The sequence below is a fragment of the Embleya scabrispora genome (assembly GCF_002024165.1).
GTDB classification, from domain to species: Bacteria; Actinomycetota; Actinomycetes; order Streptomycetales; family Streptomycetaceae; genus Embleya; species Embleya scabrispora_A.
Map to the genome: position 1 here is coordinate 236485 of NZ_MWQN01000003.1, position 22205 is coordinate 258689.

Consider the following 22205-nt stretch of genomic DNA (forward strand, 5'->3'; position numbering starts at 1 on the left):
CCGCTCGAGATCGCCGGACGGCGGGTGGATCGGGCGCATCTGGACCGCATCGCGGAGGCCACCGGGTCGGCCGATCGACTGGACCACCGCCCGGGCGGGCTCTCCGGCGGTCAGCGACAACGCGTGGCGGTGGCCCGGGCGTTGGTGGCCCGGCCGGAGTCGCTCTTCGCCGACGAACCGACCGATCGTCGCGACGGTGGTCTACTTCGTGGTCGCCGAGGCCGTCACGAACACGGCCGAGCACGCCCACGTCGACGCGGTGACGGTGTCGGTCGTCGACGTGGGCGACCGGATCGACGTGCGCATCGTCGACGCCGGCGTGCGCGGCGCGGACCCGGCCGGCGGCGGTCTGTCGGACCTGGCCCGGCGGGTCGCCGCGCTCGACGGAATCCTGCGGGTGGACAGCCCTCCCGGAGGCCTCACCACGATCACGGCGGAGGTACCGTGCGCATGGTGTTGGCCGACGATTCGGCGCTGCTGCGCGAGGGGTTGGCCCGACTGCTCGCCGACGAGGGGCACGAGGTGGTCGCCGGTGTGGGCGACGGCGAGGCGATGATCGAGGCGGTCGCCGCGCATCGGCCCGACGCGGTGGTGGCCGACGAGGGGCTGCGGGCGGCCTTGGCGGTGCGCCGCCGGCAGCCGGACGTCGGCGTGCTGGTCCTGTCCCAGTACAGCGAGAAGCGCTACGCGGTGGAGTTGCCGACCCGGGACGACGCGGCCGTCGGCTATCTGCTCAAGGACCGTGTCGCGCACGTGGACGACTTCCTCGACGCACTGGCCCGGGTGGCCGCCGGCGGCGCCGCCTTCGACCCGGAAGTCGTTCGCCAACTGCCGTCCCGCACCACCCTGCCGCACGGTCCCGAGACCGGGTACAGCCGCCGAGTCCTGGCCATCCTGCGCTACCTGGGCTCCTGACCGCGGGCGCGGCGGGACAGGCCGTGTCGACACTCCGAGTACTGGGCGTGGACGACGGGCGGCTTTGCTCGGCCCGGGACCGGACCGGCAGGGATCGGGTCAGACCCAGAATTCCTGTAGGGCGGCGTTGACGGCGGCGGGCTCCTGGGTGTGCGGGTAGTACCCGGGCACCCGGAGGAGGCGGCCGCCGAGGGATTCCGTAAGGGACTCGGCCACGGCCATGAGCGGGGCTCCCACGTGCTCGCGGTACGCGACCGGCGCGTCCCGCCAGGTTCCGCAGATCACCAGAACCGGCACGGCGGCGTCCCGGATCGCCTCCAGCGGGATCTCCGCCTCCCAGATGGGCCGCTCTCGCATCGAGGTGGCGACGGCACGGAGTCGGCGCGTGGTGGGCTCGGGCATCGCCATCCCCAACCCCTCGGTGGACGCGCGCAGATACTGCTCCGGCGTGACACCGTCCGGGATGCCCACGGGACCCTCGCGCACCCGGTCGAGCAGGTCGGCGACGACGCGGCGGTGCGCCGCGGCCGTGAAGACGGAGGGCTGGACGAGGGCGAGAGAGCGGACGAGGTCGGGTCGGCGCGCGGCGGCGATGAGCGCGGCGACGGCACCGTTGCCGTGTCCCACGAGGTGGGCGCCGCCGCGCCCCGCGGCGAAGGTCTCGTCGCCGAGGACTCCCACGATGTCCTCGGCGTCGACGTCGAAGTCGCCGCGCGCGGTGTCCGGGCTGTCACCGTATCCCCGGCGATCCATCAGGAGCAGCCGCCTGCCGTCCGCGAGGGGCCGCTGCGCGGCAAACCCGTACGTGGGGTCGCTGCCCCAGGTGAAGATGTTGTGGACGAAAAGCGCGGGCGCGGCGGCGGTCGTCGGGGAATCCGGGGCCATTCGAGCCGTCGGGCCCCGGGCCCCCGGGACCCGATCGCGGCCGTCCCAAACGCTCACGTGTACGTCCATGGATGCACCTTCCCGGAGCCGAGAGACGTCGACTCCTGTGCGGCCTGCGGGGGTTTACGCGGGTGGCTCGTGTGATCGGGGTCGTCGAGCAGGCCGAACCGTCCACGTTCCCGGGGGCGGCTCGGCCTGGTCGTGGCACGCGGCCGGGCCCACGCGCGTCGAGGGCCGGCGCGGCCGACTCGCCGACCTTCGTGGGGCTGTTCGCTGGCGTCGAAGCGTTCGTGCCCTCGGGTGGCGATGTCACGGGCGGATCGTCCTCGTTCGGACGAGGTCCAAGGGGGCCGGGTCGTGGCCTTCCCAGATGCGGCGGGAGACGGCTTCCGGGTAGGGGACGGTCGTCGAGTCGACGTCCAGGACGCGGGTGAGCCCTCGGTCCGCCTCGTGGCCGGGCCATCCGGGATTCCCGGTCGTGACGAAGCGGGTCCATGCCCGCCGTAGTTCCCGGGACACCGTCGAGATCTCCGCCGTCGGCCGGTCGCCGAAGAAGTGCCGGCCAGCGGGGCTGTCGAGCGTGCCGAAGGCGAGGGGGACGTCGAGGCTGTGGCAGGCGCCCAGGAGTCCGCCGCCCGCCGGGGCCGCGAGTCGCAGTTCGAACAGGAACGAGGTGCCGCCGGCCGCCCGGTTCGCCTGCGCCAGGTGCAGCGAGGGCATCCGGAAGAGGGCGTCGGAGTACACGAGTTCGAGGAGTTCTTCCGGGGTGGCGGTGGGGTGGGCGCGTCGGTAGGCGTCGGGGCCGTCCGGTGTCGGGGCGAACAGGTCGAGGGCGGTGCGGGTCTCGTCCTCGGTGTAGGTGCCGAGGCGCCCCGTCATGACGCTGAACAGTCGGAACTCGTCGCGGGTATGGCCGACGAGGAGTTCGATTCCGTTCGCTCGGCCGCCGGCCAGGGCCTGCCAGGGCGTTTCGGGAAGCACTTCGCCGTCGAGGACCGGGCATACGGCGACGCCGATCCCCGCGAGCCGACCCCATCTGTTCCGGTGGGCGGCGAGATCGGCGCCGAGGGCGGTGAGTTCGCCGGCCAGGCGCGAGGGGGCGATGCCCGAGAGGGCTTCGACGTCGGGCACCGTCCCGACCCGGGCCGCGAGCGCGGCGGCGACCTCCCGGGCCGGATCGCGGGTGGCCATCAGTCCGGGGACCGAGTGCGCGATGGCCCTGCGGAACAACCCGCGTGCCCGCTCCATCGTCAGCAGCGCCGCGATCGACCCCGCCCCGGCCGACTGTCCCGCCACCGTGACCCGGTCGGGGTCTCCGCCGAAGGCCGCGATGTTGCGCTGTACCCATCGCAGGGCCGCGATCTGGTCGAGGAGTCCGCGATTGGCCGGCGCGCCCTCGATGTGGGCGAAACCCTCGACGGCGACCCGGTAGTTGACGCTCACCACGACCAGTCCGGCCTCGGTCAGGGCGGCGGGATCGTACATCGGGTCGGCGGAGGTCCCCGCGATGTAGGCGCCGCCGTGGATCCACACCAGCACGGGCAGTCCGGCCGCTCCCACGATCGGGGTGGCGACATTGAGGGTGAGCCAGTCGTCGCCGGTCGAGTCCTCGGCCGTCGGCCCCGCCTGCGGGACCACGGGGCCGCACTCGGCGGCCTGTCTCGTCCCCTGCCACCCTTCGACCGGAGCGGGTTCCCGGAAGCGCAACCGCCCGACCGGCGGCCGGACGTAGGGGATGCCGCGGAACACCGCGTGCCCTTTTCGCCGGCGCCCCTGGACGGCTCCCTCGGCAGTGTGTGCTCTCGGTCGCTCGGACATGCCGCACCCTTCTTCGACGGCGGGACTCCAGCGTTTATTGGTCAGGTGTATTATGTCAAGTGTATGGAAAGGAGGGTCGGCGATGCCCAAGCAGGTGGATCACCGTGAGCGCCGCGAGACGATCGCCCGAGCACTGTGGCGCGTGGTGGAACAACGCGGCATCGCGCACGCGAGCGTGCGCGAAGTGGCCCAGGAGGCCGGCATCTCCCATGGCGCGGTGCAGCACTACTTCGCCACCCGGGAGGAGATGCTGGTCTTCGCGATGGACTTCGCGTCCGAACAGACCTCGCTGCGCGTCGCGGCAGGCGTGGCGGATCTGGGCGACGCGCCGCATCCGCGCGACGTGCTCCGGGTGATGCTCACGGAGATGCTCCCGCTGCACCCCGGCGCGCGCACGACGAGCCGGATGAGCGCCGCCTACGTCCTGGAGGCCCTGCACAACGCGAACATCCACACACGCGCACGCGAGGGCCTGATCCACGGCCGCGACCTCGTCGAACAGATCGTCCGCCAGGCGATCACCGACGGCCACATCGACCCCGACCGCGACCCGGCGACGGAGACCAATCTCCTCTTGGCGCTCACCGGCCTGACGCCGCTCGTCGAACTGGGCGTGATCGGACCCCGGGACGCCACCACGACCATCGCCCGCCACCTCGACCGCCTGTTCACCAACCCGCCCTGACCGCGTCGCGACATCGACGGTTCCCCGGCGGGGACGTCGAGGCCATCGCACCCTTCCCGGGCGCGGGCCACCCCGCGCGCGGCGTCGCGTCGCTTGTCGCGGTGCGCCACCGGCCCCGCGACAGAGGAGACCGGATGCGACCCTCGCGCCAGGCTCAAGTGGGCGGCGACTCGCGGAGGATCAACGTAAGACCTCTGACCTCTGACTCTGACGGAAATGAGCGATCCATGCCCCTGGTGCGTATCGACCTCTCCTCCACTCGGCCGCCCGCCATGCGCCGTGCCATCGCCGACGGCGTCCACCGGGCGCTTGTCGACGCCATCGGCATCCCGGCCGAGGACCGTTTCCAGATCGTCACCCCGCACGCCCCGGACGAGTTGATCTTTGACCCGAACCACCTCGACGTGGCGCGCGAGGACATCGTCTACGTCCAGATCACCCTGGTGACCGGACGCCGTCGGGAACTCAAGCTGGATCTGTATCGACGCATCGCAGCGAATCTGACCGAAGTCGGCGTACGTGCCGGCGACGTGTTCGTCACACTGACCGAAAACGCTCTCGACGGTTGGTCAGCGGGCGACGGTCAGGCACAACTGGTCGACTTGCAGTCTGTCGCCGGGACGGAAAACCAACAGGCCACGTGAGCCACAGCCCACGAAATCACCGGCGTGGGCGAACGCGCAGATCCTGCCTCCCCAGGTCTGCGGCCGATACCGGACGGGCGATGCCCACGAGGGCGGCGGGCGGGCAGCCGAGACGCGGCGGGTGTCCCGTTACGACGCGTCGTTGCGTAGGCCGAGTTCGACGGGCACGTAAGCGGGGTCGGTGTGGGGGCCGTTGCGGAACGCGCGGACGTTCAGGGCGGTCGGGGAGGGGATGCCCAGGGCGCGGGCGGCGGCGACCGCTTGGGCGGGGACGATACCGGCGCCCCAATGCACGATCGGTATGCCGAGGGTCCATTCCGCGACCCCGGGGGCGCACTCTTGCGGCCGCCAGCCGATCGCGAACATGCGCCTGGCCCGTTCGGAGCCCGGGTTCGACGCGTCGGGCAGCTTGGCGGCGTCGAGTTCGGGGTCCATCACGCTGGTGTAGAGGGAACCGCCGTGCGGGCTGGTCATGAACTGCACGACCTGGCCGTCCGGACCGCTCATCACGACCGCCGAGTCGGCGGCGAGCGTGGTCAGTACCCAATCGAGGCGGCGCTGTAGGTCGTCCCACTCGGTGCACTCCGGCGCGCTGCCGACGGCACTCGGACGGTCGCCGAAGTCCCGCACGGAGTAGAGCTCGGTCGGACCGTCGTCGTCCGCGCCGCGGACCACCACGTCCTCCGGAGCCTGGTGGAGAACGTCGCGCAGGGCTTCGACGATCGCGCGACCACGCGCGCCGCGCACCGACGCGTCGCTGTACCAGCGCCACGAGAGCGCCCAGACGCGTTCCCGGACCGGCACGACCGAACTCGGCCCGTGTCGCCACTCCGCTGCGGCGAGCAGCCTTTCCTGGTCGGCAGTGAGCGGGACACCGTCGCCGGCCCGGATCTCGGCAACGACGAAGTCGCCGAGCCGCGTGAGGGTGACGGACGAACCCGCCTCGGGGGCGCCGATACGGACCCGCGTGTTGTCGGGTTCGTCTTCGTCGCCTACGAGCAGGGCGACATACGGGATCCCGGCATGGTTCGGACGCGACAGCGCGTCCCAGAGCGCGTGTTCCATGGCGGCAGTCTGCCAAAGCAGCCCGACAAACCACACCGCCCGCCCTGGCAACCAACGGCCCACCGAATCGCCAACCGGCACTGCCACGCGGTACAGCTCACAGGATCAGCGAGATGCGGCCCGCAGCGGCATGGTCCGGTCGGCACGGTGCCCCGCTCCGCCGAAGGTGGACAGGCAGACGAACAGCGCTTCCCCGCCGTCCCGTAAAGGACCGGTCCCCGTACCGCTGTGGATGTTCGGCGGCGCGTTCGTGGCGTCGGGTTCCGGATCATGTCGCACAGCGGTGCGGGGTGTTCGGTGCTCACTTCCGCGGTAGCGGCTCCTCGACCCGGGTGTCGATGAGTCGTAAACCGCCTACTCCGGAGACTGCTCCAGCAGGCCGGGCACCTCTCGCAGCAGAAACCCGAACAACCGTCGCTCCAACAAGAATTCCATGGAACCTCGCCTTTGGGCGGCCCGGACGTGGCTGGAGTCGATCACCGCCCGAGACCGGTCGAACTGTTCCGCCGCATACAGTCTTGCAAGCAGGATCGCGTACGGCCGATCCCACACCCCGCCCCCGTTCCAGGCCTCGAGGCGACGCCAACACGTCATCCCTGACCCGAAACCCAACTCCGACGGCAGGAACTCCCACTGGATCCCGCACAACGCCCGCCGATCCGGGACACGCGGACTCCCGGGCACCGCCTCCGGCGCGGGCTCGGGAAGCAACGGCTCGAATGGAAACCACAGTTCGTCCGAAACGAGGCAGGGTCACGTTGTGTCCGGGTCGGTACCGATGGCGCCGACCGAGCGAAGCGAACGCCCGAGGTCTTCGGTGAGGATGCGCGGGTGTCGCCGCCACCACCACAGGTCGGGGCCGGGCAGCCTGTGGAACCGGTCGAGTGCTTGCCCATCGTCGTCGACGGTCGCGGCCTTGTACCGGTCGTCCAGGGCTTTGATCTGCGGGGTCCAGAGCTGGACGATGTGTTCGTCCAGCAGGAGCCACGCCTCGTGCAACCAGTTTCGGCAGTACAGGTCGTTGGTGTACTCGTGGATGTCGTCGCCGTAGCCGCGCTCGATGAAACCCACCAGGGCGGCCCACGCATTCACCCGCTCGGCGATGGTGAAGGCCGTTCGCCATCCGCGCTGGTGCAACAGCTCTGCCACCTCGGTTTCCGTAGCCACAGGCGCGAGGCTCTCACGCCGGATCCGTGCGGGCGAACGAATATGTCCCGCCGGAGCCGGCAGGCCCGCAGGGTGATCCCGCGGCAGTTCGGGAAGCTGGTGACGGTTCTGTGGCGTGAGGGCGCGGACCAGGTCCGCAGGGGCCGGCCGTGGAGCCTGACCCTGGCGGACCGGGAACTGCCGGTCGCGGCCTACTGGCGCGCGAACCTGACCATGCGCCAACTGGCCCCGTTGTTCGGGGTATCCAAGGCGGCGACGGACCGGAGCATCGATTACCTCGGACCTGGGGTAGTAGGAGTTCGCGATCTTCCGACGCAGACCATCATCGCGATCGGACCGACGGCCCACGAGAGCACCGCGCCGTACCGCCCGGCCTGCACCTCGGTAAGGGTCGATCGCCGTCCCGCCCACGGCCGGGAACGGGCCACCGACCCACGGATCCACAACACAAAGCCTGGCCCGGTCCGCCTTGCAGGCCACTCCCGCCTGCGTCGCCGGCTGCGTCGCTCGAGTCGAGGAACCCAGCGCCTCAGCAGCCGGTCGCATCGCTGTACGCCCAGACTCCGGCACTCGCCGGCTCGTGGAGATCCCCGGTTCGGCGAGCAATCGGTCCACGCGCCTCTGCCCGATGCCGGGGAGGGACTCGAGCAAGGCTTGGAGTGGGCTTCGGTGCCCGCCGGGTGGTCTCGGGTCGTTCGTTTTCACGGCCGAGGCACACTCCGTCGAAGGCGCCCGTCCGCGCCGGAGTCGGAAGCGGTCCGCGCTTCGGGAGGACACAAGCGCGGCAATCATGGCGATCGTGGGCTGATCCCTCCGGTGGCTGTCGTAGTCCCTCACCTCGGTCGTCGGCCGGTGCGATGATCGCGCGCAGCGGATGCCGTCTTCAGTCGATGCGTGCGACCAGGCGCAGGACGGTGGCGATCAGAACCCCGGCGCGGCGCTCAACTTGGTCAGCTCCGCTTCGGCGTGACTCGCATACTGCACGAAAACGCGCAGTCGACCAGAGTCTGGTGGCGGCGGATCGCGGTGTCGGAGCGGACTTGGAAGTCGGCCCAGCTGAGTTCGTCCTCGCCCTGCTCGCAGCTCTGCTCGATCCCATGACGGATCCCATGGATGCGAACAGTCTCCGTCAAGTCGGCTGCGGGATGCGGGCTTTCGTCCTCACGAGGCCCGCCCGGGCGGGGCAGGTTGGTGGCGGGATACCAGCCGGCCTCGGCCGGCTGCGTCCCCGGATCGGCGGTCGCCACCATCAGTCGGGTCGTCCCGTCCGGTCCCCACGATCCCAGGGTCGCGTCGGCGGCCCACCAAATCTCGGTGTGGCCGTCGCGGAAGGTGCGGGGCACCTCGTGCCCGTCGCCGGGATCGCGCGGGTTGCGCCAGGCCGGGGCGTGGGCCCGGTGGGTCCGCGCCCGGATCCCGTGGCGCGGCCTCAACGCCATCACGAACGGCAGCCCCACATCCGCGAGTTCGCAACAGAACCCGTCCTGGTGCCGACCTGCTGTGAACAAACCACCGGTAGCGGGATTGCCCCCGATTCGTCTCTCCGAACCTCTCACAGACCCGGCAGTGCGCCCGGCAACGCGCTCCGGGTCTACTCAGCCGTCTCGGCCCGAACCCAGAGCCGTGGCAAGCCGCGCACCCAAATCACCGGTGACGTGATGGACGGAGCGGCCGGCCGGCCAGGTCGAGATTCCGTCGTTCATCCACCGCGGAACCACGTGGAAGTGCAGGTGGGGCACCGACTGTTCCGAGCCCGGGCCGCTGGCATTGAGGATGTTCACGCCCGAGGCGTTCAAGACGTTCCGTGCGGCTTCGGCCACGCGCTGGACGAGAGTCGTCACTTCGGTGAGGACCGCGGGCGGGGTGTCGAAGACGTCCGCGTAGTGGAGCGTCGGAACCACCAGAGTGTGACCCGGCGCCAATGGGTCCAGCGGCGAGAAGGCACAGGCCACCGGGCCACGTGCCACCCAGCTCCCGGTGTCCTCACGGATGAGCCCGCAGAAGATGCAGTCCATTCGACGAATCCTGCCGGAAGCGGACGCTGCTCGCCAACCGGGTTCGGGCCCGGGTCGGGCGACAATGACGGCCCACGGCCTCACGGACGTTGTCCCCGAGTCCGGGAAACGGTGGCGGGTTTCGGAGGAGGGGTGCCGCTGTTCCGGCGGCAGGGCCGTCGAGTCGGTCCCGCCCCCACGATCGTGTGCGTGGTTCTTCCGCACCTGGCCTTCGAGGCGGTTGTCGCCGAGCGTGGGTCCGGCTCCGTGCGGCTCGTCGGCAGCCTCCCCTGCCATGGCTCTCGCTCGCCCGTGATCGTGAATCCGCAGCGTCGGTGGAAGCGGACCATGCTCTCGTTGTAGTCGGTGCCCCACAGGCACATGGGTTCGCCTCCTGCCCACGTGAGGAGCTCGGTCATCATGCGGCCACCGAGTCCTCGGCCCGGGACGGATCCAGCAGGTACATCGGCCCGAGGGCGGTGACCACGTCGCCGCGGCGCCCGCAGACAACGCCGACGATCTCGGTTTCGGAACGGGCAACGCGGCAGAACAGCACGTCCGGTCGCCGGTTCGGCGCGTCGATGAACTGCCGCCATCGGGTGATGGCGCTCCACCGTGGCCGACGAGCCGCGATGCTCGCGGATCCAGTCCTCGTCGATCCCCGCCTCCGCGTTGGGGTACGTCTGCAACCAGGCACTCGGCATCAGTGGCCCCCAACCACGTAGAGTCGTCCACACGAGCGGCTTCGATCGCGTAGGTCGTGCCAACGTTCCTCGTGGATCATCCGCCCTATCGGACCGCCCGATCGGATGTCGACCCGACCGCGCGGGTGGACGGCAACCCGGTCGTGTTCACAAAGGACCGCATACCGTCGAATGGGCGTACGCGGCGGTCGACTTCGGCACCCACACGCTCCGGCCTGTTCCACGTGACTCTCGGCCGCCACCTCCGAACCCGCCGCACGGGCACGCCACACGCGCGTCGACCTCGCCGCAATCGACCGCATGTGTTCCGCCCGCCTGCGGGCGGCCACCGCCGGCGGGCCTAGGCTTGGCCTCCATGGACTGGATAGCCCCCGTCAGCGCGCTCGTGGGCACGGCTCTGGGTGTGGCGGCGACACTCGTCGCGGATCGGCTGCGCTGGCGGCGCGAAACCACCGAGCGGCAGACGGACTTGCGCAGGCAGCTCTACGCCGAGTACCTCGCGGCCGTATCGCGGATGCGGGGCATCCTCGTGGACGTGGCACGGGACGTCCCGCCGGGAGCCGCCGACCGCGAACAGCGCATACGCGCGGGATTTCTCAGCCCCGGAGCCTACGAACTGCGCCATCGATTGGCGATCGTCGCCCCCTCCGACGTGATCGCCGCGGCGAGGGCGACGTTCATCGCCCTCCGCGACATCCGTGACTGCCTCATCGCCGGCGCCGACGCCACCGATCCGACCTTCCGGGCGCTGGAGGGCGCCGCGCTCGACGACGAATTGCACAACCTCCGGCAGGTGATGCGCCGAGACCTGGGCGCGCCGCCGCTCGTCTGAGGCCACGACCTGCCGCCCCATGCCCCACGGGATGTACGGCACAGCCCGCCTGGACTTGCAGGACGCGGTGTAGGCGAACGCGATGGAGGGGTGCGGCGGATGTACGACGCTGAACGCATGGGTGCCGGCGCATGCGGATCTGAACTGGGCGAACGTGACCGGCCCTCAACGCTGGATCGTCGACTGGGGATTGGCTCCTTGGGGCTTGGACGCCGCCCTCCGGGTCCGATTGACGGTGTGTCAAATGTCGGCATACCTGCTGTGTGGGGAGCTCGGGGATGACCCCGGTGGGGCGGGATCGCCGGGGGAGGTTGCGGTTGCGGGCGGCTGGTTGGTTCGCGGAGGGTGTGGCGCAGGCGAAGGTGGCGCGTCGGTCGGGCGGGTCGCCCAGGCCGTATTGGTGTGGCATCGCGCGTGGGTGGGCGGCGGGGGGACGCTCTGTGCTCCGCCGACCCGCCGGGTGCCCATCGGCGCGTATCGGAGGAGGGGTTCGCCGAGGTGGCGGCGGTGTTCGAGGCAGGCCCGGAGGCGGCCGGCTTCACTGGGTACATCTGGACGCTCGCCCGGGCCGGGCGGGTGATCACGCGGGTCACCGGGGTGGTGTACGCGTCGCCGTCGAGTGTGTGGCGGCTGTTGCGAGCGCACGGGTGGTCGCGGCAGCGACCGGTCGACGGGGCTGCCCGCCATCCCGTGCAGTCCGTCGACGTTCTGCGTCGCGACGCGGACCCGGAGCCAGGCGAGCGCTCGGTGCGCCGCGCCGGGACGAGCATCGACGACCCCGGACGCGGCCAAGTCGCGCCACACACGTGCCCGCACGCCCGAATCGGCCCGCGAACCGCTTGCGATGGGTGCCCTGTTCGCGCGACGGATCACGGATCCACAGGCTATGGGGGCCACGAAAGTCGGGGATACCGGAGACGGTGGAGATGCCCGCCCCGGTCAGCACCGCGAGTCGGCGCACCCGCGCCGGCCCCGGACGAATCGGCGGCCGGTCGGTCGTCGACACGCCGCCGGCTCCGGTGCGCCCGGCAGACCCGCCCGAGGAGACGGTCGGTCGCACGATGCCCGCCCCGATTCTGCTCGTCGAGCCGCGCCGACGCACTCGAATTCCGGGCGGGCACTGGCCACTTCGAACCGTGTATCGACCGCTGTGCACCAGCTGCCACGATCGGCAGGTGGTCGACCCCCGGCGGTCGAGGGATCACGGTCGATGCGCTGCGGGTTACACTGTTGTCCGCCGCGATGTCGTGGTGTCACACGCACGGGTAGCGCTGCCGCAGCCGGGAGACACGTGCCCGACGGCGTGAGGTGAAGCGAACGACCCCGGGCGCGGCGGCCCGTTCGCGTCCGGCCCCACTCGCGATCGCCGCGCCCCGCCGCAACGCCCCACCCCCGTCGGCGGCGGAAGGCCGCGACAGGCGGACAAGCGGTCCGGTCCCAGCCGGCGGAGAGGGCGGCCGGGCGATGGACGGTGTCGGGGTGGGCGAGGAGTTCGACGGGAGAGCGCTGCCATGGCTCGTCCGGGGCGAAGTCCATGACGAGAACGCAGCGCTCAGGTGTATCGAGATGCCGTGGACATCGCGAACCGTGCGTCGTTTGAGCTTTCCGTCCGCTGCCCCGACGGTGCGCCGCAGGTCGCGCCGTGCGCCTGCGGGCAGGCGGCCGAGAGCTTCGCAAGCACCCGCTCGGCGACCGGGGGGCAGAGTCTCGAGGATGGCCCGGTGACGATCGCCCGGCGTCGGTTGGGCTCGGGGGATGCCGTCGTCGTCGGGTAGGACAGCGCTGACGAAGCGGCCGAGGACGGGGTCGCGCTCCTACGCCCCGGCGCGCTGCGCCAGGCCGTCCACGATGAGGGCCAGCCCCGCCTCGAACGCCGACTCGTTGTCGATCGTCGGGACGATCGGGTGGTCCGCTTCGACGGCGGGGCCGGTGTTCGCCTGCTCTTCCAGGACGCTGCCGACCGTGTAGCGGCCGGCGGCCAGCATCGCCATCTGGGCATCCCGTTCGGGGAGGCCGGAGGCGAGCAGGAAGCGCATCTTGTGGGCAATCCGATCGAGGTCGACGCCGCCGGGCAGGTGTCCGGAATGGAGTCGTGCGCCGTCGCGGCGCATCAGCAGGGTGCGGCGGAAGCTGCGGGTGTTCTCCAGGAACCAGTCCCGCCAGGGGTCGCCGGGCTGCGGTAGTGGAGCCGTCCCGTGGGGTGCCATGGCGGCCTCGGCCATGGCACCGAGCAGTTCCTCCTTGTTCCGGAAGTGGTAGTAGAGCGACGGCTGTTCAACGCCCAGTCGCTTCGCCAACCGCCGGGTACTGACGGCGTCCAGGCCGACCTCGTCCAGCAGGTCGAGGGCCTGGTCGACGACGTTCACACGGTTCACTCTCACATTGACAATCTATCGGTGATAGATGACGCTGCAAATCTACCTATCACCGATAGAAATGAGCTGTGTGCCATGAGGTACGGCACGGTCGGGAGCAAACGGGTGGGTAAAGCCGGCGTCGCCCTGGTCGCCCGCGCGGCAAGACGCGGCAGGACGCGGTACTCGCGGCAGGACGCGGTACTCGGAGTCAAGGTCTGCCGGCCCCGGCCGGAGGTGTTGGCCACGATGGTTGCCGCGTCCTGCCGCCACACGGGCTGACCGCGGTCGTACGGCGCTGTCCGGGTCGTCCGTAAGGCGCACCTCGCGCCCTGCTCGTACTCCCGTTTCAGTACGCCGCAGTGTCGGCAGTTGCCGGACGACGGCGACGCCCCCGGTCCCGAACGATGGGTCACGGCTCCGACGCCACGCGCTCGTGCGGAACACGCGGCCGGAGCGTGGCCTCGTTGCCGTTGCATCGCCCTTCCCGCTTGCTGACTGGAGCACCTCGTCATGGCTTCGCTGCTCTACCGACTCGGTCGATTGTCCTTCCGACAACGCCGCTACTTCGCCCTCGTGTGGGTGGTACTCCTGGCGGCCTGCGCCTTCGCCGCGGCCACGGCGCCGGCGGCCGAGGAAGACGGCTTCTCGATGCCGGGCACCGAATCGCAGAAGGCCTTCGACCTGTTGGACGACCGCTTCCCCGGCGGGAAATCCGAAGGTGCCGAGGCGCGGATCGTCTTCGCGGGCCCCGATGGGCGCAAGGTGACCGCCGGCGACACCAAGGCGGCCGTGGAGAAGGTCGTCGCCGCGGTCGCCGGCGGTCCCCAGGTGAAGGAGGTCCGGAACCCCTTCACGGAGGACGCCGTCAGCAAGGACGGCACTACCGCGTACGCGACCGTCACCTACAACGCGGTGAGCGACGACCTGACCGAGGCGACGAAGAAGGCCCTCATGGACGCCGTCCAGGACGGCCGGGACGCGGGCCTGACCGTGGAGGTCGGCGGGTCGGCCGTGGACGCGGGCCCCGAACTGGGCGGCGTCACCGAGCTGATCGGCATCGGCGTCGCGGCGGTGGTGCTGTTCGTCACCTTCCGGGCGCTGGTCGCCGCCGGTCTGCCGCTGGTCACCGCACTCGTCGGTCTCGCCGCGGGGATCTGCGCGCTCGTCGCCGTGGGCACGTCCACCACGACGATCACCCTGGCACTGATGCTGGGCCTGGCCGTGGGAATCGACTACGCCCTGTTCATCGTCTCGCGCTACCGAGCCGAACGTGCCGACGGGCACACCGCGGAAGAGGCCGCCGGCGTGGCGGTGGGTACGGCGGGATCCGCCGTCGTCTTCGCCGGAGCCACGGTCGTCATCGCGCTGGTCGGACTGTCGGTGGCGGGCGTCCCCATGCTGACCGACATGGGTCTGGCCGCGGCCGGGACGGTCGTGGTCGCCGTGCTGGTCGCGCTGACCCTGCTGCCCGCGCTGCTGGGCTTCTTCCCCCGGGCCGTGCTACCCCGCGCACACCGCGCACCAGCGCGGCCGACCGCATCCGTGAAAGAGCCCGCGGGCAGCCGCTGGGCCCGCTTCGTCATCCGCAGGGCGCCGGCCGTACTGCTGCTCAGCGTCGCGGGCCTGGGCGTGGTCGCCCTCCCGGCGCTGGACCTGCAGCTCAGCCTGCCGGGCGACGAAGCCCAGCCCACCTCGACCACCCAGCGCCGTGCCTACGACGCACTCGCCGACGGATTCGGACCCGGCTTCAATGGGCCCCTGACCGTGGTCGTCGACGCCAGGAAAGCCGCCGATCCGAAGACGGTCGTCACCCGGGCCACACAGATCCTCACCGCCACCGCCGGCGTCGTGGACGTCTCGCCGGCCACGTTCAACGAGGCCGGCGACACCGCCGTCGTCACCGCCGTGCCCAGCACCGGTCCCGGTGCCACCGCGACCAAGGACCTCGTCAAGACCATCCGCGCCGAGGCGGACGAGCTGGAGGAGGCAGGCGCGTCCATGTGGGTGACCGGTCAGACCGCGATGAACATCGACGTCTCGAACAAGGTCACCGCGGCGCTCGTCCCCTACCTCGCGGTCGTGGTGGGGCTGGCCATCGTGCTGCTGATGGTCGTGTTCCGCTCGGTGCTCGTACCGCTCAAGGCGGCCCTGGGCTTCCTGCTCTCGGTCGCCGCGTCGTTCGGCGTGATCGTCGCGGTGTTCCAGTGGGGGTGGCTGAGCGGCCCGCTCGGTGTCGCGCAGACCGGGCCGGTGATGAGCATGATGCCGATCTTCCTGATCGGCGTGGTCTTCGGCCTGGCCATGGACTACGAGGTCTTCCTGGTGACCCGCATCCGGGAAGCCCACGTCCGCGGCGAGCAGCCCGCCCAGGCCATCGTCACCGGCTTCCGGCACAGCGCCCGGGTCGTGGTGGCCGCCGCCGTCATCATGATCGCCGTGTTCGCCGGCTTCATCGGCATGACCGACTCGATGATCAAGATGCTGGGGCTCGGCCTCGCCTCGGCTGTCCTCTTCGACGCCTTCGTCATCCGGATGACCGTGGTCCCGGCGACCCTCGCCCTGCTGGGCCGCACGGCGTGGTGGCTGCCTCGGTGGCTGGACCGGGTGCTGCCCGACGTGGACGTCGAGAACGGGATACCGAGCCGGCGTCCCACCACCGAACCCGCACTTCCGGCACAGATCGCTCATCGGGACGAATCCGTGAACACCTAGATCCCCGGCCCCGTCGGGCCGCCCGAGGCGGCACGGGCGGCCCGACGCCGCCCCGCATCCGCAGGACCCATCCGAGTGCAAGGCAACGATCGACCAGGGAGCATGCGTGATCGCCGAATCGCGGCTGTGGGCCCGCCGCCGCCCGAGGTGGGTCGACGCCATGCTCGCCGTGGCGCTGTACGGCATCACGATCGTCTCCACGACCATGGAGCAGCCGCCCCGCATCGCCCAGTGGCCGCCGCTGCCCGCCGTGGTCGTCGCTGCGGTCTCCTCCGTTTCGTTCCTCGCCCACCGCGGATTCCCGCGCCTTACGGTGGCAGCCACCACCGCGTGCTGTGCCGGCCTGGGCGCGATGGGCGCCTCGCTGGGCTATCAGTTCAGCTCCACCATCACCGGCACCGCCATGGCGGCCCTGTACTCCCTCGTGTGGCGCACCGACCAACACACCGCCGGCCGCTACACCGCCGCCTGCTGCCTCGTCCTGTTCGCCGTCTCCGTCATCTGGGCACCGAACGGCACGCCCATGCAGGCCGAGCAGGTAGGGCTCGTCGGCTTCGTCCTGCTGTCCGCTGCCGTCGCCGACTCCGCACGCACGCGACGCGACTACATCGCCGCCGTGGAGGCACGCGCAGAACTCGCCGAGCGTACCCGGGAGGACGAGGCACGCCTTCGGGTGAGCGCCGAACGGATGCGCATCGCCCGGGAGTTGCACGACGTCGTCGCGCACCACATCACTCTCGCGCACGCCCAGGCCGCCACCGCCGACTATCTGCTGCCCACCAAGCCGGATCAGGCGCAGCTCGCGAGGAGCAATCTCACCGCCACCCTGACCTCCGCGTTGCGGGAGCTTCGGGCAACGGTGGGGCTGCTGCGCCAGACCGGGGACGAGGCGGCGCCGCCGGAACCCGCGCCCGGCCTGACCCGGCTCCCCGCGCTCCTCGCCTCCTTCGAAAACGCCGGCCTGACCGTCCGACTCACCTGCGACGGCGCTCGGCGGTCGCTGTCTCCGCGTGTCGACCTGACGGCCTACCGGATCGTGCAGGAGGCGCTGACCAACGTCACCAAGCACGCGCATACGACGACGGCCTCGGTCCGCCTCACCTACACGAGCCGCCTCCTGACCATCACGATCAGGGACGACGGGCGGCGGCGAACACCGACCGACACATCCGGCTACGGACTCATCGGCATGCGGGAGCGCGCCCAGGCCGTCGGTGGACGTCTGCGGGCCCAGCCCCGCACCGGCACCGGATTCGAGGTGATCGCGCAGCTTCCCACCGCCGCGTCACGTCCCGCGGACGTTCCGCTCACCGACCACGAGGACGGCGAATGACGATCCGGGTCCTGCTCGCCGACGACCAGGCACTCCTTGCCGGAACCTTTCGAATCCTCATCGACGCCGACGACGACATGGAAGTCGTCGGCGTCGCGGGCGACGGCATCCAGGCCGTGCGGCTGGCCCGCGCCACCACCCCGGATGTCGTGGTCATGGACATCGGAATGCCGGGCAAGGACGGTCTGACCGCCGCCGAGGAGATCACCCACGACGAGACCCTCACGGACACCCGCATCCTCGTCCTCACCACTTTCGAAACCGACGAGCACGTGACCAGGGCCCTGCGTGCCGGCGTGAGCGGCTTCCTGGGCAAGGGCGTCGACCCCGCCGAATTCCTCGGCGCCATCCGCACCGTGGCGGCCGGAGACATGATCCTGTCCTCGTCGGCGACCCACGCCGTGGTCACCCGCTACCTCGCCGGCCCCGCCTTCGCGACGACGACTCCCTCGGCGCTCGGGACCCTCACCCCCGAGAACGCGAGGTCCTGGCCCTGGCCGCCGGAGGCCTCACCAACGACGAGATCGCCGAATGCCTGTACGTCAGCCCGCTGACCGTGCGCACCTTCATCCAGCGCATCATGGCCAAGCTCGACGCCCGCCACCGCGCCCAACTCGTGGCCATCGCCTACCAAACCGGTTTCGTACACGTACACCAACCCCCTCGGCCGGGCCCGGGGAGCGCGAGGGGGTGACGCCTCCGGGGGTGGCGCACGGATGCGCGCCGCCCGAAGACGTTTCGGGTCGGACCGGCCCCGCCGGATTCGGTGGTCGGTCGATCGGGACGGCGCCCCGGTCGAGGCAGACCGGGACCGCGATGCCCGCGACAACCAGGCCACGCCGTGACAGTCGAAACGATCACGGTCATTCGTGTCCCGACCAGCAGTGATCCGCCGCACGGAAGGGGCGCACCCCGCATTCGTGGGATCGTCAAGCGCAGGTAATGTCGCGTGCCATGGAACTGCTTTCCGGGGCGAATGCCGCGCTGCCCGACGGCCCCTTGTCGATAGACGTGACCTGGCGCCATGGGGTGGGCGTGGACGTGTCCGCGTTGTTGCTCGGCGCGCAGGGCACCGTGCGCGGGGACGCCGACATGGTGTTCTTCAACAACCCGACATCGGAAGCCGAAGCGGTGCGCCTGACCACCGAAGGCAGCTCCGCGCGCATCGACGTGCATCCCGCTTCGATGCCCGCCGATGTCGAACGTGTCGCGATCGTCGCCGCGGTCGACGTCGATGCTCCGGCCGGCACGACGTTCGCCCAGGTCGCCGGGCTCCGCGCGGATGTGGCCGCCGGGTCGCGCACATTCGCGTTCGCCCCCACGGGCCTCGATCGCGGCGAGACGGCCGCGGTCCTGATCGAGATATACCGGCGCGGCCCGGACTGGAAGGTCCGGGCGGTGGGACAGGGGTACACGAGCGGACTCGCGGGCGTGGCCGTCGACTTCGGCGTCGACGTCGGTGAGGACACGACCCCGATCGCGGCACCCTCCCCCGCCCCGGTCGCGGCACCCGTTCCGCGCGCCGCCACCGAACCCGCCGCGCAACCGCCGCTAGCCCCGCGCAGGATCGACCTCGACAAGGGTGCGAGCGCCACCATCTCCCTGAACAAGAACGACGCGTCGGGCGTCGTCACGGCGACCCTGGAATGGGACGGCGGCAGCGAGGAACGCCGCGCCCAGGGCGCGGACTTGGACCTGTACGCGCTGTTCATCCCCGCCCGGGACGTGGCGGAGGCGTCCGCCGCGACGATCGGCCGAAGCATCGGGAGCAAGAGGCTCTCGAAGACCCGAGAGCGCGTGGTCGCCGCCGCGGAGGACGACCCGAGCCGGGGCGCGGTCTATTGGAATCACCTCGGCTCGTCGGCCGAGTTCCCGTACATCGCTCTCGACCGGGACGCCGTGGTGCCCGGCATCGAGACGATCCGCATCACCGAGCCCGGACAACAGGGGTTCGTGCTCATCTGCGCCTACAGCGCGCTCGGCAACGGCATGGGCAGCTTCAAGAGTTACGGGGCCAAGGCGGTCGTCGGCGACGGCAGGGGAACGACCGTCACCGCCCCCCTGTACCACGACAACGACATGTCGTACTGGGTCGCCATCGCCCTGGCGGACTTCACGGTCGCCGACGGAGTCGCGATCCATCACGTCGAGACCTACAGCGACGGAGCCTACGAGAACCGTCCGGTCCTGTTCCCGGACGGCAGCTTCGCGATGGACGTCGGGCCGATGGAGTTCAAGCTCGACGACGACATGTAGCCAAAGTACGCCCGCCCGAACCCACTCGCGCGAAGAGAACCAGGACGGACGCGGCGCGGCGCTGGACGCCCACGTCACCCACGCCGCCGAGTATGTGCCTGACGCGTCGGGGATCGCGGTAGCCGCACTCTTCGGGGTGGTCATCGCGCTGACGAGGATTCGTGGAACCCCGGCGGGATCGGAGCGTTCACCGAGATCCGGCACCGGTGGACGTGACGGTGGGCGGCATGCGGATCGGCGCGCTGCCGCACCGGAAGGCCGTCCTCTCGAAGACCCCTGCGGTCAGCACCACGCCCGTGAGGTGTTCCGCGAAGGCGAAGCAGGCCCGCGCCGGCACGTAGTCGTCCGGAGGATCCGGCGCGAAATCGAAGCCGGCCGCCCGCATGGCGTCGACATACCCGTCCGGATCGCTGCCCCGCCGCGACTCGGGAAGCGTCGGCTCGAACGCCAAGCGCAGGTCACCGTCCTCGGCCCACACCCACGCGTCCACGCCGTTGATGTTCACGAAGTGCGAGATCCAGCGCGTCCCCGCAGAGGCGGGCAGCGCCCGGTCCTCGGTGACGCCCAGGTAGCCGTTGGGTTCGACCACCAGTGTCCAGCTCCCCAGCTGGGCCATCGCAAGCAACTGTCGCCGGCCGTCCGACTCTTCCGGCATCGCGAACGCGGCCTCGGTGATGGCCGTGGCGCCGGTCAGCGACGGCGCCTCGGACCCGCCGAGCCGCCGCAGCACCTCGTCGGGATCCAGTCCCTCCACGAGCGTGAGGCAGCACGCTTCGGCAAGGTCGGGAAACAACTCCTCGAACCACACATACTCGGAACCCGTCGCACCCATGACGTTGATCATCCACCACGACGACGACACGACGGACGCAGCCCGCAACCCGGGAAGCGCCTTCGAGACCCGGGCTCCGGCACAACGGGTCGCAGGTCGCGACGCATACGTGCCTGGTCGGCCACGACGTAGGCGTCGCGGGCGTCGGTCGTGCCCCCGCCGCGGTGGCCGGCGGAGGCACGCCGACCAAGCACCCTCGCGTGTAGCGGACTTCCCGCCTGACTCGACAGCACTCGTGAGTCGCGGTACACATCCGGGTCACCCGCAATGCCATGGACGCCGGCGACGAGTAGGGACGGCGCAAGGCGGTGGGATAGGAGAGGTGGTCCGCGCTCCTCTTCCTGCCTCCGGCGCGCCGGGGCGGAGGTGCCCGAGGGCGCAGAAGGCTGTCGCCGTCGTGGAGTTCGCCGGCTTTGGCCTGCCGGCCTATCCGATCCCCGCGGCGCGGCCGGCGCGTCGGGACAGGTCCGCGAAGGCCGTACGCAGCTCCGGCGGGTCAACCACCTCGATCTCGGCGTCGAAGCGGGCCAACGCCGCCGCGAGGGCGGTCCAGGACCAGGATCCCGTGGTCAGCCTGGTGCGGTCGGCGCCGAGTTCCTCGACGACACCGTCGCCGGCGAACGGGGCCACCTCCGCCACCGGCAGGCCGAGGATCACTTCGCCACGGCAGGGCCAGGCGTCCGCACTCCGGGAGCCCTTGAACCGGGCCGACAGGAAGGCGGCCACGTCGCCACCGGGCACTTCACGGGGAGCGAACCGCGGCCCGGTCGGGACCCGCGGTGTCATCCGGTCGACACGGAAGGTCCGCCAGTCGCCGCGGTCGGGGTCCCAGCCGACGACGTACCAGCGCCCGGCCCGCGCCACCAGGTGATGTGGCTGCACCCGGCGGGGCGGGCGCGGCTCGGCATCCTCGGTACGCCCCGGTCGGCGGTAGTCGAACCGCAGTTCCTCCCCCGCGCGGACCGCGGCACTCAGCGTCAGCAGGATTCCGGTATCAACCTGCGGATCGACGCCGCTCCCGGCCGCGCTGATCTCGAGGGCCTCGACCCGCTGCCGCAACCGCGACGGCAGCACCTGCCGCACGGTGGCCAGCGCCCGCGCGGCCGCCTCCTCGATGCCCGCGCCCGTCCCGACGGCGATCCGCAGCGCCACGGCCAGCGCGACCGCCTGCTCCTCGTCGAACAGCAGTGGCGGCATCCGGCTGCCCGCTTCGAGCCGGTAGCCGCCGTCGGGCCCCTTGATCGCCTGCACGGGGTAACCCAGTTCGCGCAACCGGTCGACGTCGCGGCGCACGGTGCGCTCGCTGACGCCCAGCCGCTCGGCGAGCAGGCCGCCCGGCCAGTCGCGGCGGGCCTGCAGTATGGACAGCAGCGCCAGCAACCGGCCGGAGGTCGTCGTCGAGGAGGTGATCGGCATGTTTTCACCATGCCACGAGTAGCGGACGTTCTTTGACCTGTACCCCGGGCATCGTCGGTCCCGTCGCCGGAAGCCTCCGGCACCCGAGACCACTCCGAAGGACCGGAACAAGATGTCGCTCAACGCTGTCGCACACCTGAACTTCCACGGCCAGGCCCGCGAAGCCCTGGAGTTCTACCGGTCGGTCTTCGGCGGCCGGCTCACCGTCGCCACCTACGCCGACTTCGGAATGCCCGCCGAACTGCCCGGCGCGACGAACGTCGTGTTCGGCCAGGTCGTCGCCGACAACGGCTTCCGGGTCATGGCCTACGACGTACCCGGCGAGCACACGTCGGCCGCCCCCGCCGCGCCCACCACGCGTCGGGAGAACGGCACCACGATCACCCGGGAACCGTTCTTCCTATCCGTTCGCGGCGACAGCATCGACGAGGTCACCCCCGTGTGGGAGGGCCTCGCCAAGGGCGCGACCGTGATCGAGGCGTTCGGCCCCGCCCGGTGGGCGCCCGCCTTCGGGATGCTGGCCGACCGCTTCGGCGTCACCTGGATCGTCGACGTCGCGGCCGAGTACACCCAGGCCTGACCGTTCCGCG

At 71.0% G+C, this 22205-nt stretch carries 20 protein-coding genes and 4 pseudogenes; 14 read left to right on the forward strand and 10 right to left on the reverse strand.

The features are described 5' to 3' along the window. Positions 1 to 24: 24 nt before the first annotated feature. A pseudogene (locus B4N89_RS53480) lies at positions 25 to 123 on the forward strand (ABC transporter ATP-binding protein); the annotation flags it as partial. Between the two features lie 327 nt (positions 124 to 450). Beyond that, positions 451 to 915, forward strand: coding sequence for a response regulator (locus B4N89_RS52005; protein ID WP_235619247.1), 465 nt, complete (start codon positions 451 to 453; stop codon positions 913 to 915). A 99-nt stretch (positions 916 to 1014) separates the two neighbouring features. On the opposite strand, the gene B4N89_RS36830 is transcribed toward B4N89_RS52005, so the two are convergent. After that, positions 1015 to 1869 (reverse strand): alpha/beta fold hydrolase, encoded by an 855-nt coding sequence (locus B4N89_RS36830; RefSeq protein ID WP_078980927.1) that lies wholly within the window; start codon positions 1867 to 1869, stop codon positions 1015 to 1017. 240 nt (positions 1870 to 2109) lie between these two features. Next, positions 2110 to 3618, reverse strand: coding sequence for a carboxylesterase/lipase family protein (locus B4N89_RS36835; protein WP_078980928.1), 1509 nt, complete (start codon positions 3616 to 3618; stop codon positions 2110 to 2112). An 82-nt stretch (positions 3619 to 3700) separates the two neighbouring features. Here B4N89_RS36835 and B4N89_RS36840 point away from each other — a divergent pair, with 82 nt between their 5' ends. Both B4N89_RS36840 and B4N89_RS36845 read left to right on the forward strand, forming a co-directional pair. Next, positions 3701 to 4303 carry a TetR/AcrR family transcriptional regulator gene (locus B4N89_RS36840; protein WP_078980929.1) on the forward strand — a complete coding sequence of 201 codons (603 nt, stop codon included), beginning with the start codon at positions 3701 to 3703 and terminating at the stop codon, positions 4301 to 4303. A 227-nt stretch (positions 4304 to 4530) separates the two neighbouring features. Further along, a complete protein-coding gene (locus B4N89_RS36845) occupies positions 4531 to 4947 on the forward strand; it encodes a tautomerase family protein (RefSeq protein WP_078980930.1) in 417 nt (138 codons plus the stop codon). Between the two features lie 129 nt (positions 4948 to 5076). On the opposite strand, the gene B4N89_RS36850 is transcribed toward B4N89_RS36845, so the two are convergent. The 3 genes from B4N89_RS36850 to B4N89_RS36860 form a co-directional block, all read right to left on the reverse strand. Beyond that, positions 5077 to 6012: a TY-Chap domain-containing protein gene (locus tag B4N89_RS36850; RefSeq protein ID WP_078980931.1), complete on the reverse strand. Its 936-nt coding sequence runs from the start codon at positions 6010 to 6012 to the stop codon at positions 5077 to 5079. A 354-nt stretch (positions 6013 to 6366) separates the two neighbouring features. Further along, entirely contained in the window at positions 6367 to 6744 is a 378-nt protein-coding gene (locus B4N89_RS53485) for a transposase (protein WP_078980932.1), read from the reverse strand. Positions 6745 to 6765: 21 nt separating this feature from the next. Then, positions 6766 to 7179 (reverse strand): hypothetical protein, encoded by a 414-nt coding sequence (locus tag B4N89_RS36860; RefSeq protein WP_078980933.1) that lies wholly within the window; start codon positions 7177 to 7179, stop codon positions 6766 to 6768. A gap of 42 nt (positions 7180 to 7221) precedes the next feature. On the opposite strand from B4N89_RS36860, the pseudogene B4N89_RS36865 reads away from it, so the two are divergent. Beyond that, positions 7222 to 7464, forward strand: a pseudogene (locus tag B4N89_RS36865) (transposase family protein); the annotation flags it as partial. Between the two features lie 698 nt (positions 7465 to 8162). Here B4N89_RS36865 and B4N89_RS36870 read toward each other — a convergent pair. Further along, positions 8163 to 8666 (reverse strand): annotated as a pseudogene (locus B4N89_RS36870) (IS701 family transposase); the annotation flags it as partial. Between the two features lie 108 nt (positions 8667 to 8774). Beyond that, complete coding sequence (locus B4N89_RS36875) at positions 8775 to 9194, reverse strand: HIT family protein (protein ID WP_078980934.1); 420 nt, start codon at positions 9192 to 9194, stop codon at positions 8775 to 8777. A gap of 1038 nt (positions 9195 to 10232) precedes the next feature. On the opposite strand from B4N89_RS36875, the gene B4N89_RS36880 reads away from it, so the two are divergent. The 3 genes from B4N89_RS36880 (at position 10233) to B4N89_RS50240 (ending at position 12484) form a co-directional block, all read left to right on the forward strand. Beyond that, entirely contained in the window at positions 10233 to 10709 is a 477-nt protein-coding gene (locus B4N89_RS36880) for a hypothetical protein (RefSeq protein WP_078980935.1), read from the forward strand. A 507-nt stretch (positions 10710 to 11216) separates the two neighbouring features. Then, on the forward strand, positions 11217 to 11978 hold the full coding sequence (locus B4N89_RS53490) for a winged helix-turn-helix domain-containing protein (RefSeq protein WP_161500949.1): 762 nt from the start codon (positions 11217 to 11219) through the stop codon (positions 11976 to 11978). Between the two features lie 302 nt (positions 11979 to 12280). Continuing rightward, positions 12281 to 12484 (forward strand): hypothetical protein, encoded by a 204-nt coding sequence (locus B4N89_RS50240; RefSeq protein ID WP_078980937.1) that lies wholly within the window; start codon positions 12281 to 12283, stop codon positions 12482 to 12484. A gap of 39 nt (positions 12485 to 12523) precedes the next feature. Here B4N89_RS50240 and B4N89_RS36895 read toward each other — a convergent pair whose 3' ends face one another. After that, positions 12524 to 13090: a TetR/AcrR family transcriptional regulator C-terminal domain-containing protein gene (locus tag B4N89_RS36895; RefSeq protein WP_235619160.1), complete on the reverse strand. Its 567-nt coding sequence runs from the start codon at positions 13088 to 13090 to the stop codon at positions 12524 to 12526. 69 nt (positions 13091 to 13159) lie between these two features. Between B4N89_RS36895 and B4N89_RS49230 the strand changes: the two genes are divergently transcribed. From B4N89_RS49230 to B4N89_RS36915, 5 genes and pseudogenes are all read left to right on the forward strand, one after another. Then, positions 13160 to 13345, forward strand: a complete 186-nt coding sequence (locus B4N89_RS49230; protein ID WP_143658216.1) for a hypothetical protein — start codon at positions 13160 to 13162, stop codon at positions 13343 to 13345. A 231-nt stretch (positions 13346 to 13576) separates the two neighbouring features. Next, positions 13577 to 15778, forward strand: a complete 2202-nt coding sequence (locus B4N89_RS36900) for an MMPL family transporter (RefSeq protein ID WP_078980939.1) — start codon at positions 13577 to 13579, stop codon at positions 15776 to 15778. Positions 15779 to 15884: 106 nt separating this feature from the next. Next, complete coding sequence (locus B4N89_RS36905; protein WP_235619161.1) at positions 15885 to 17111, forward strand: sensor histidine kinase; 1227 nt, start codon at positions 15885 to 15887, stop codon at positions 17109 to 17111. Next, a pseudogene (locus B4N89_RS36910) lies at positions 17108 to 17805 on the forward strand (response regulator). The gene B4N89_RS36905 and the pseudogene B4N89_RS36910 overlap by 4 nt, the downstream one beginning before the upstream one ends. A 260-nt stretch (positions 17806 to 18065) precedes the next feature. Continuing rightward, a complete protein-coding gene (locus tag B4N89_RS36915) occupies positions 18066 to 19367 on the forward strand; it encodes a TerD family protein (protein ID WP_078980940.1) in 1302 nt (433 codons plus the stop codon). Positions 19368 to 19554: 187 nt separating this feature from the next. Here B4N89_RS36915 and B4N89_RS36920 read toward each other — a convergent pair whose 3' ends face one another. Together B4N89_RS36920 and B4N89_RS36930 are read right to left on the reverse strand one after the other, a co-directional pair. Continuing rightward, positions 19555 to 20199: a DUF6461 domain-containing protein gene (locus B4N89_RS36920; RefSeq protein WP_078981549.1), complete on the reverse strand. Its 645-nt coding sequence runs from the start codon at positions 20197 to 20199 to the stop codon at positions 19555 to 19557. 426 nt (positions 20200 to 20625) lie between these two features. Then, a complete protein-coding gene (locus tag B4N89_RS36930; RefSeq protein ID WP_078980941.1) occupies positions 20626 to 21615 on the reverse strand; it encodes a helix-turn-helix transcriptional regulator in 990 nt (329 codons plus the stop codon). Positions 21616 to 21727: 112 nt separating this feature from the next. Between B4N89_RS36930 and B4N89_RS36935 the strand changes: the two genes are divergently transcribed. Beyond that, positions 21728 to 22195 (forward strand): VOC family protein, encoded by a 468-nt coding sequence (locus B4N89_RS36935; protein ID WP_078980942.1) that lies wholly within the window; start codon positions 21728 to 21730, stop codon positions 22193 to 22195. Positions 22196 to 22205: the final 10 nt, after the last annotated feature.

Bases quoted from the DNA above. Each gene is read 5' to 3' on its own strand.
- B4N89_RS52005 (WP_235619247.1), top strand. From the start codon at position 451: ATGGTGTTGGCCGACGATTCGGCGCTGCTGCGCGAGGGGTTGGCCCGA.
- B4N89_RS36830 (WP_078980927.1), bottom strand. From the start codon at position 1,869: ATGGACGTACACGTGAGCGTTTGGGACGGCCGCGATCGGGTCCCGGGG.
- B4N89_RS36835 (WP_078980928.1), bottom strand. From the start codon at position 3,618: ATGTCCGAGCGACCGAGAGCACACACTGCCGAGGGAGCCGTCCAGGGG.
- B4N89_RS36840 (WP_078980929.1), top strand. From the start codon at position 3,701: ATGCCCAAGCAGGTGGATCACCGTGAGCGCCGCGAGACGATCGCCCGA.
- B4N89_RS36845 (WP_078980930.1), top strand. From the start codon at position 4,531: ATGCCCCTGGTGCGTATCGACCTCTCCTCCACTCGGCCGCCCGCCATG.
- B4N89_RS36850 (WP_078980931.1), bottom strand. From the start codon at position 6,012: ATGGAACACGCGCTCTGGGACGCGCTGTCGCGTCCGAACCATGCCGGG.
- B4N89_RS36875 (WP_078980934.1), bottom strand. From the start codon at position 9,194: ATGGACTGCATCTTCTGCGGGCTCATCCGTGAGGACACCGGGAGCTGG.
- B4N89_RS36880 (WP_078980935.1), top strand. From the start codon at position 10,233: ATGGACTGGATAGCCCCCGTCAGCGCGCTCGTGGGCACGGCTCTGGGT.
- B4N89_RS49230 (WP_143658216.1), top strand. From the start codon at position 13,160: ATGAGGTACGGCACGGTCGGGAGCAAACGGGTGGGTAAAGCCGGCGTC.
- B4N89_RS36900 (WP_078980939.1), top strand. From the start codon at position 13,577: ATGGCTTCGCTGCTCTACCGACTCGGTCGATTGTCCTTCCGACAACGC.
- B4N89_RS36915 (WP_078980940.1), top strand. From the start codon at position 18,066: ATGGAACTGCTTTCCGGGGCGAATGCCGCGCTGCCCGACGGCCCCTTG.
- B4N89_RS36920 (WP_078981549.1), bottom strand. From the start codon at position 20,199: ATGGGTGCGACGGGTTCCGAGTATGTGTGGTTCGAGGAGTTGTTTCCC.
- B4N89_RS36930 (WP_078980941.1), bottom strand. From the start codon at position 21,615: ATGCCGATCACCTCCTCGACGACGACCTCCGGCCGGTTGCTGGCGCTG.
- B4N89_RS36935 (WP_078980942.1), top strand. From the start codon at position 21,728: ATGTCGCTCAACGCTGTCGCACACCTGAACTTCCACGGCCAGGCCCGC.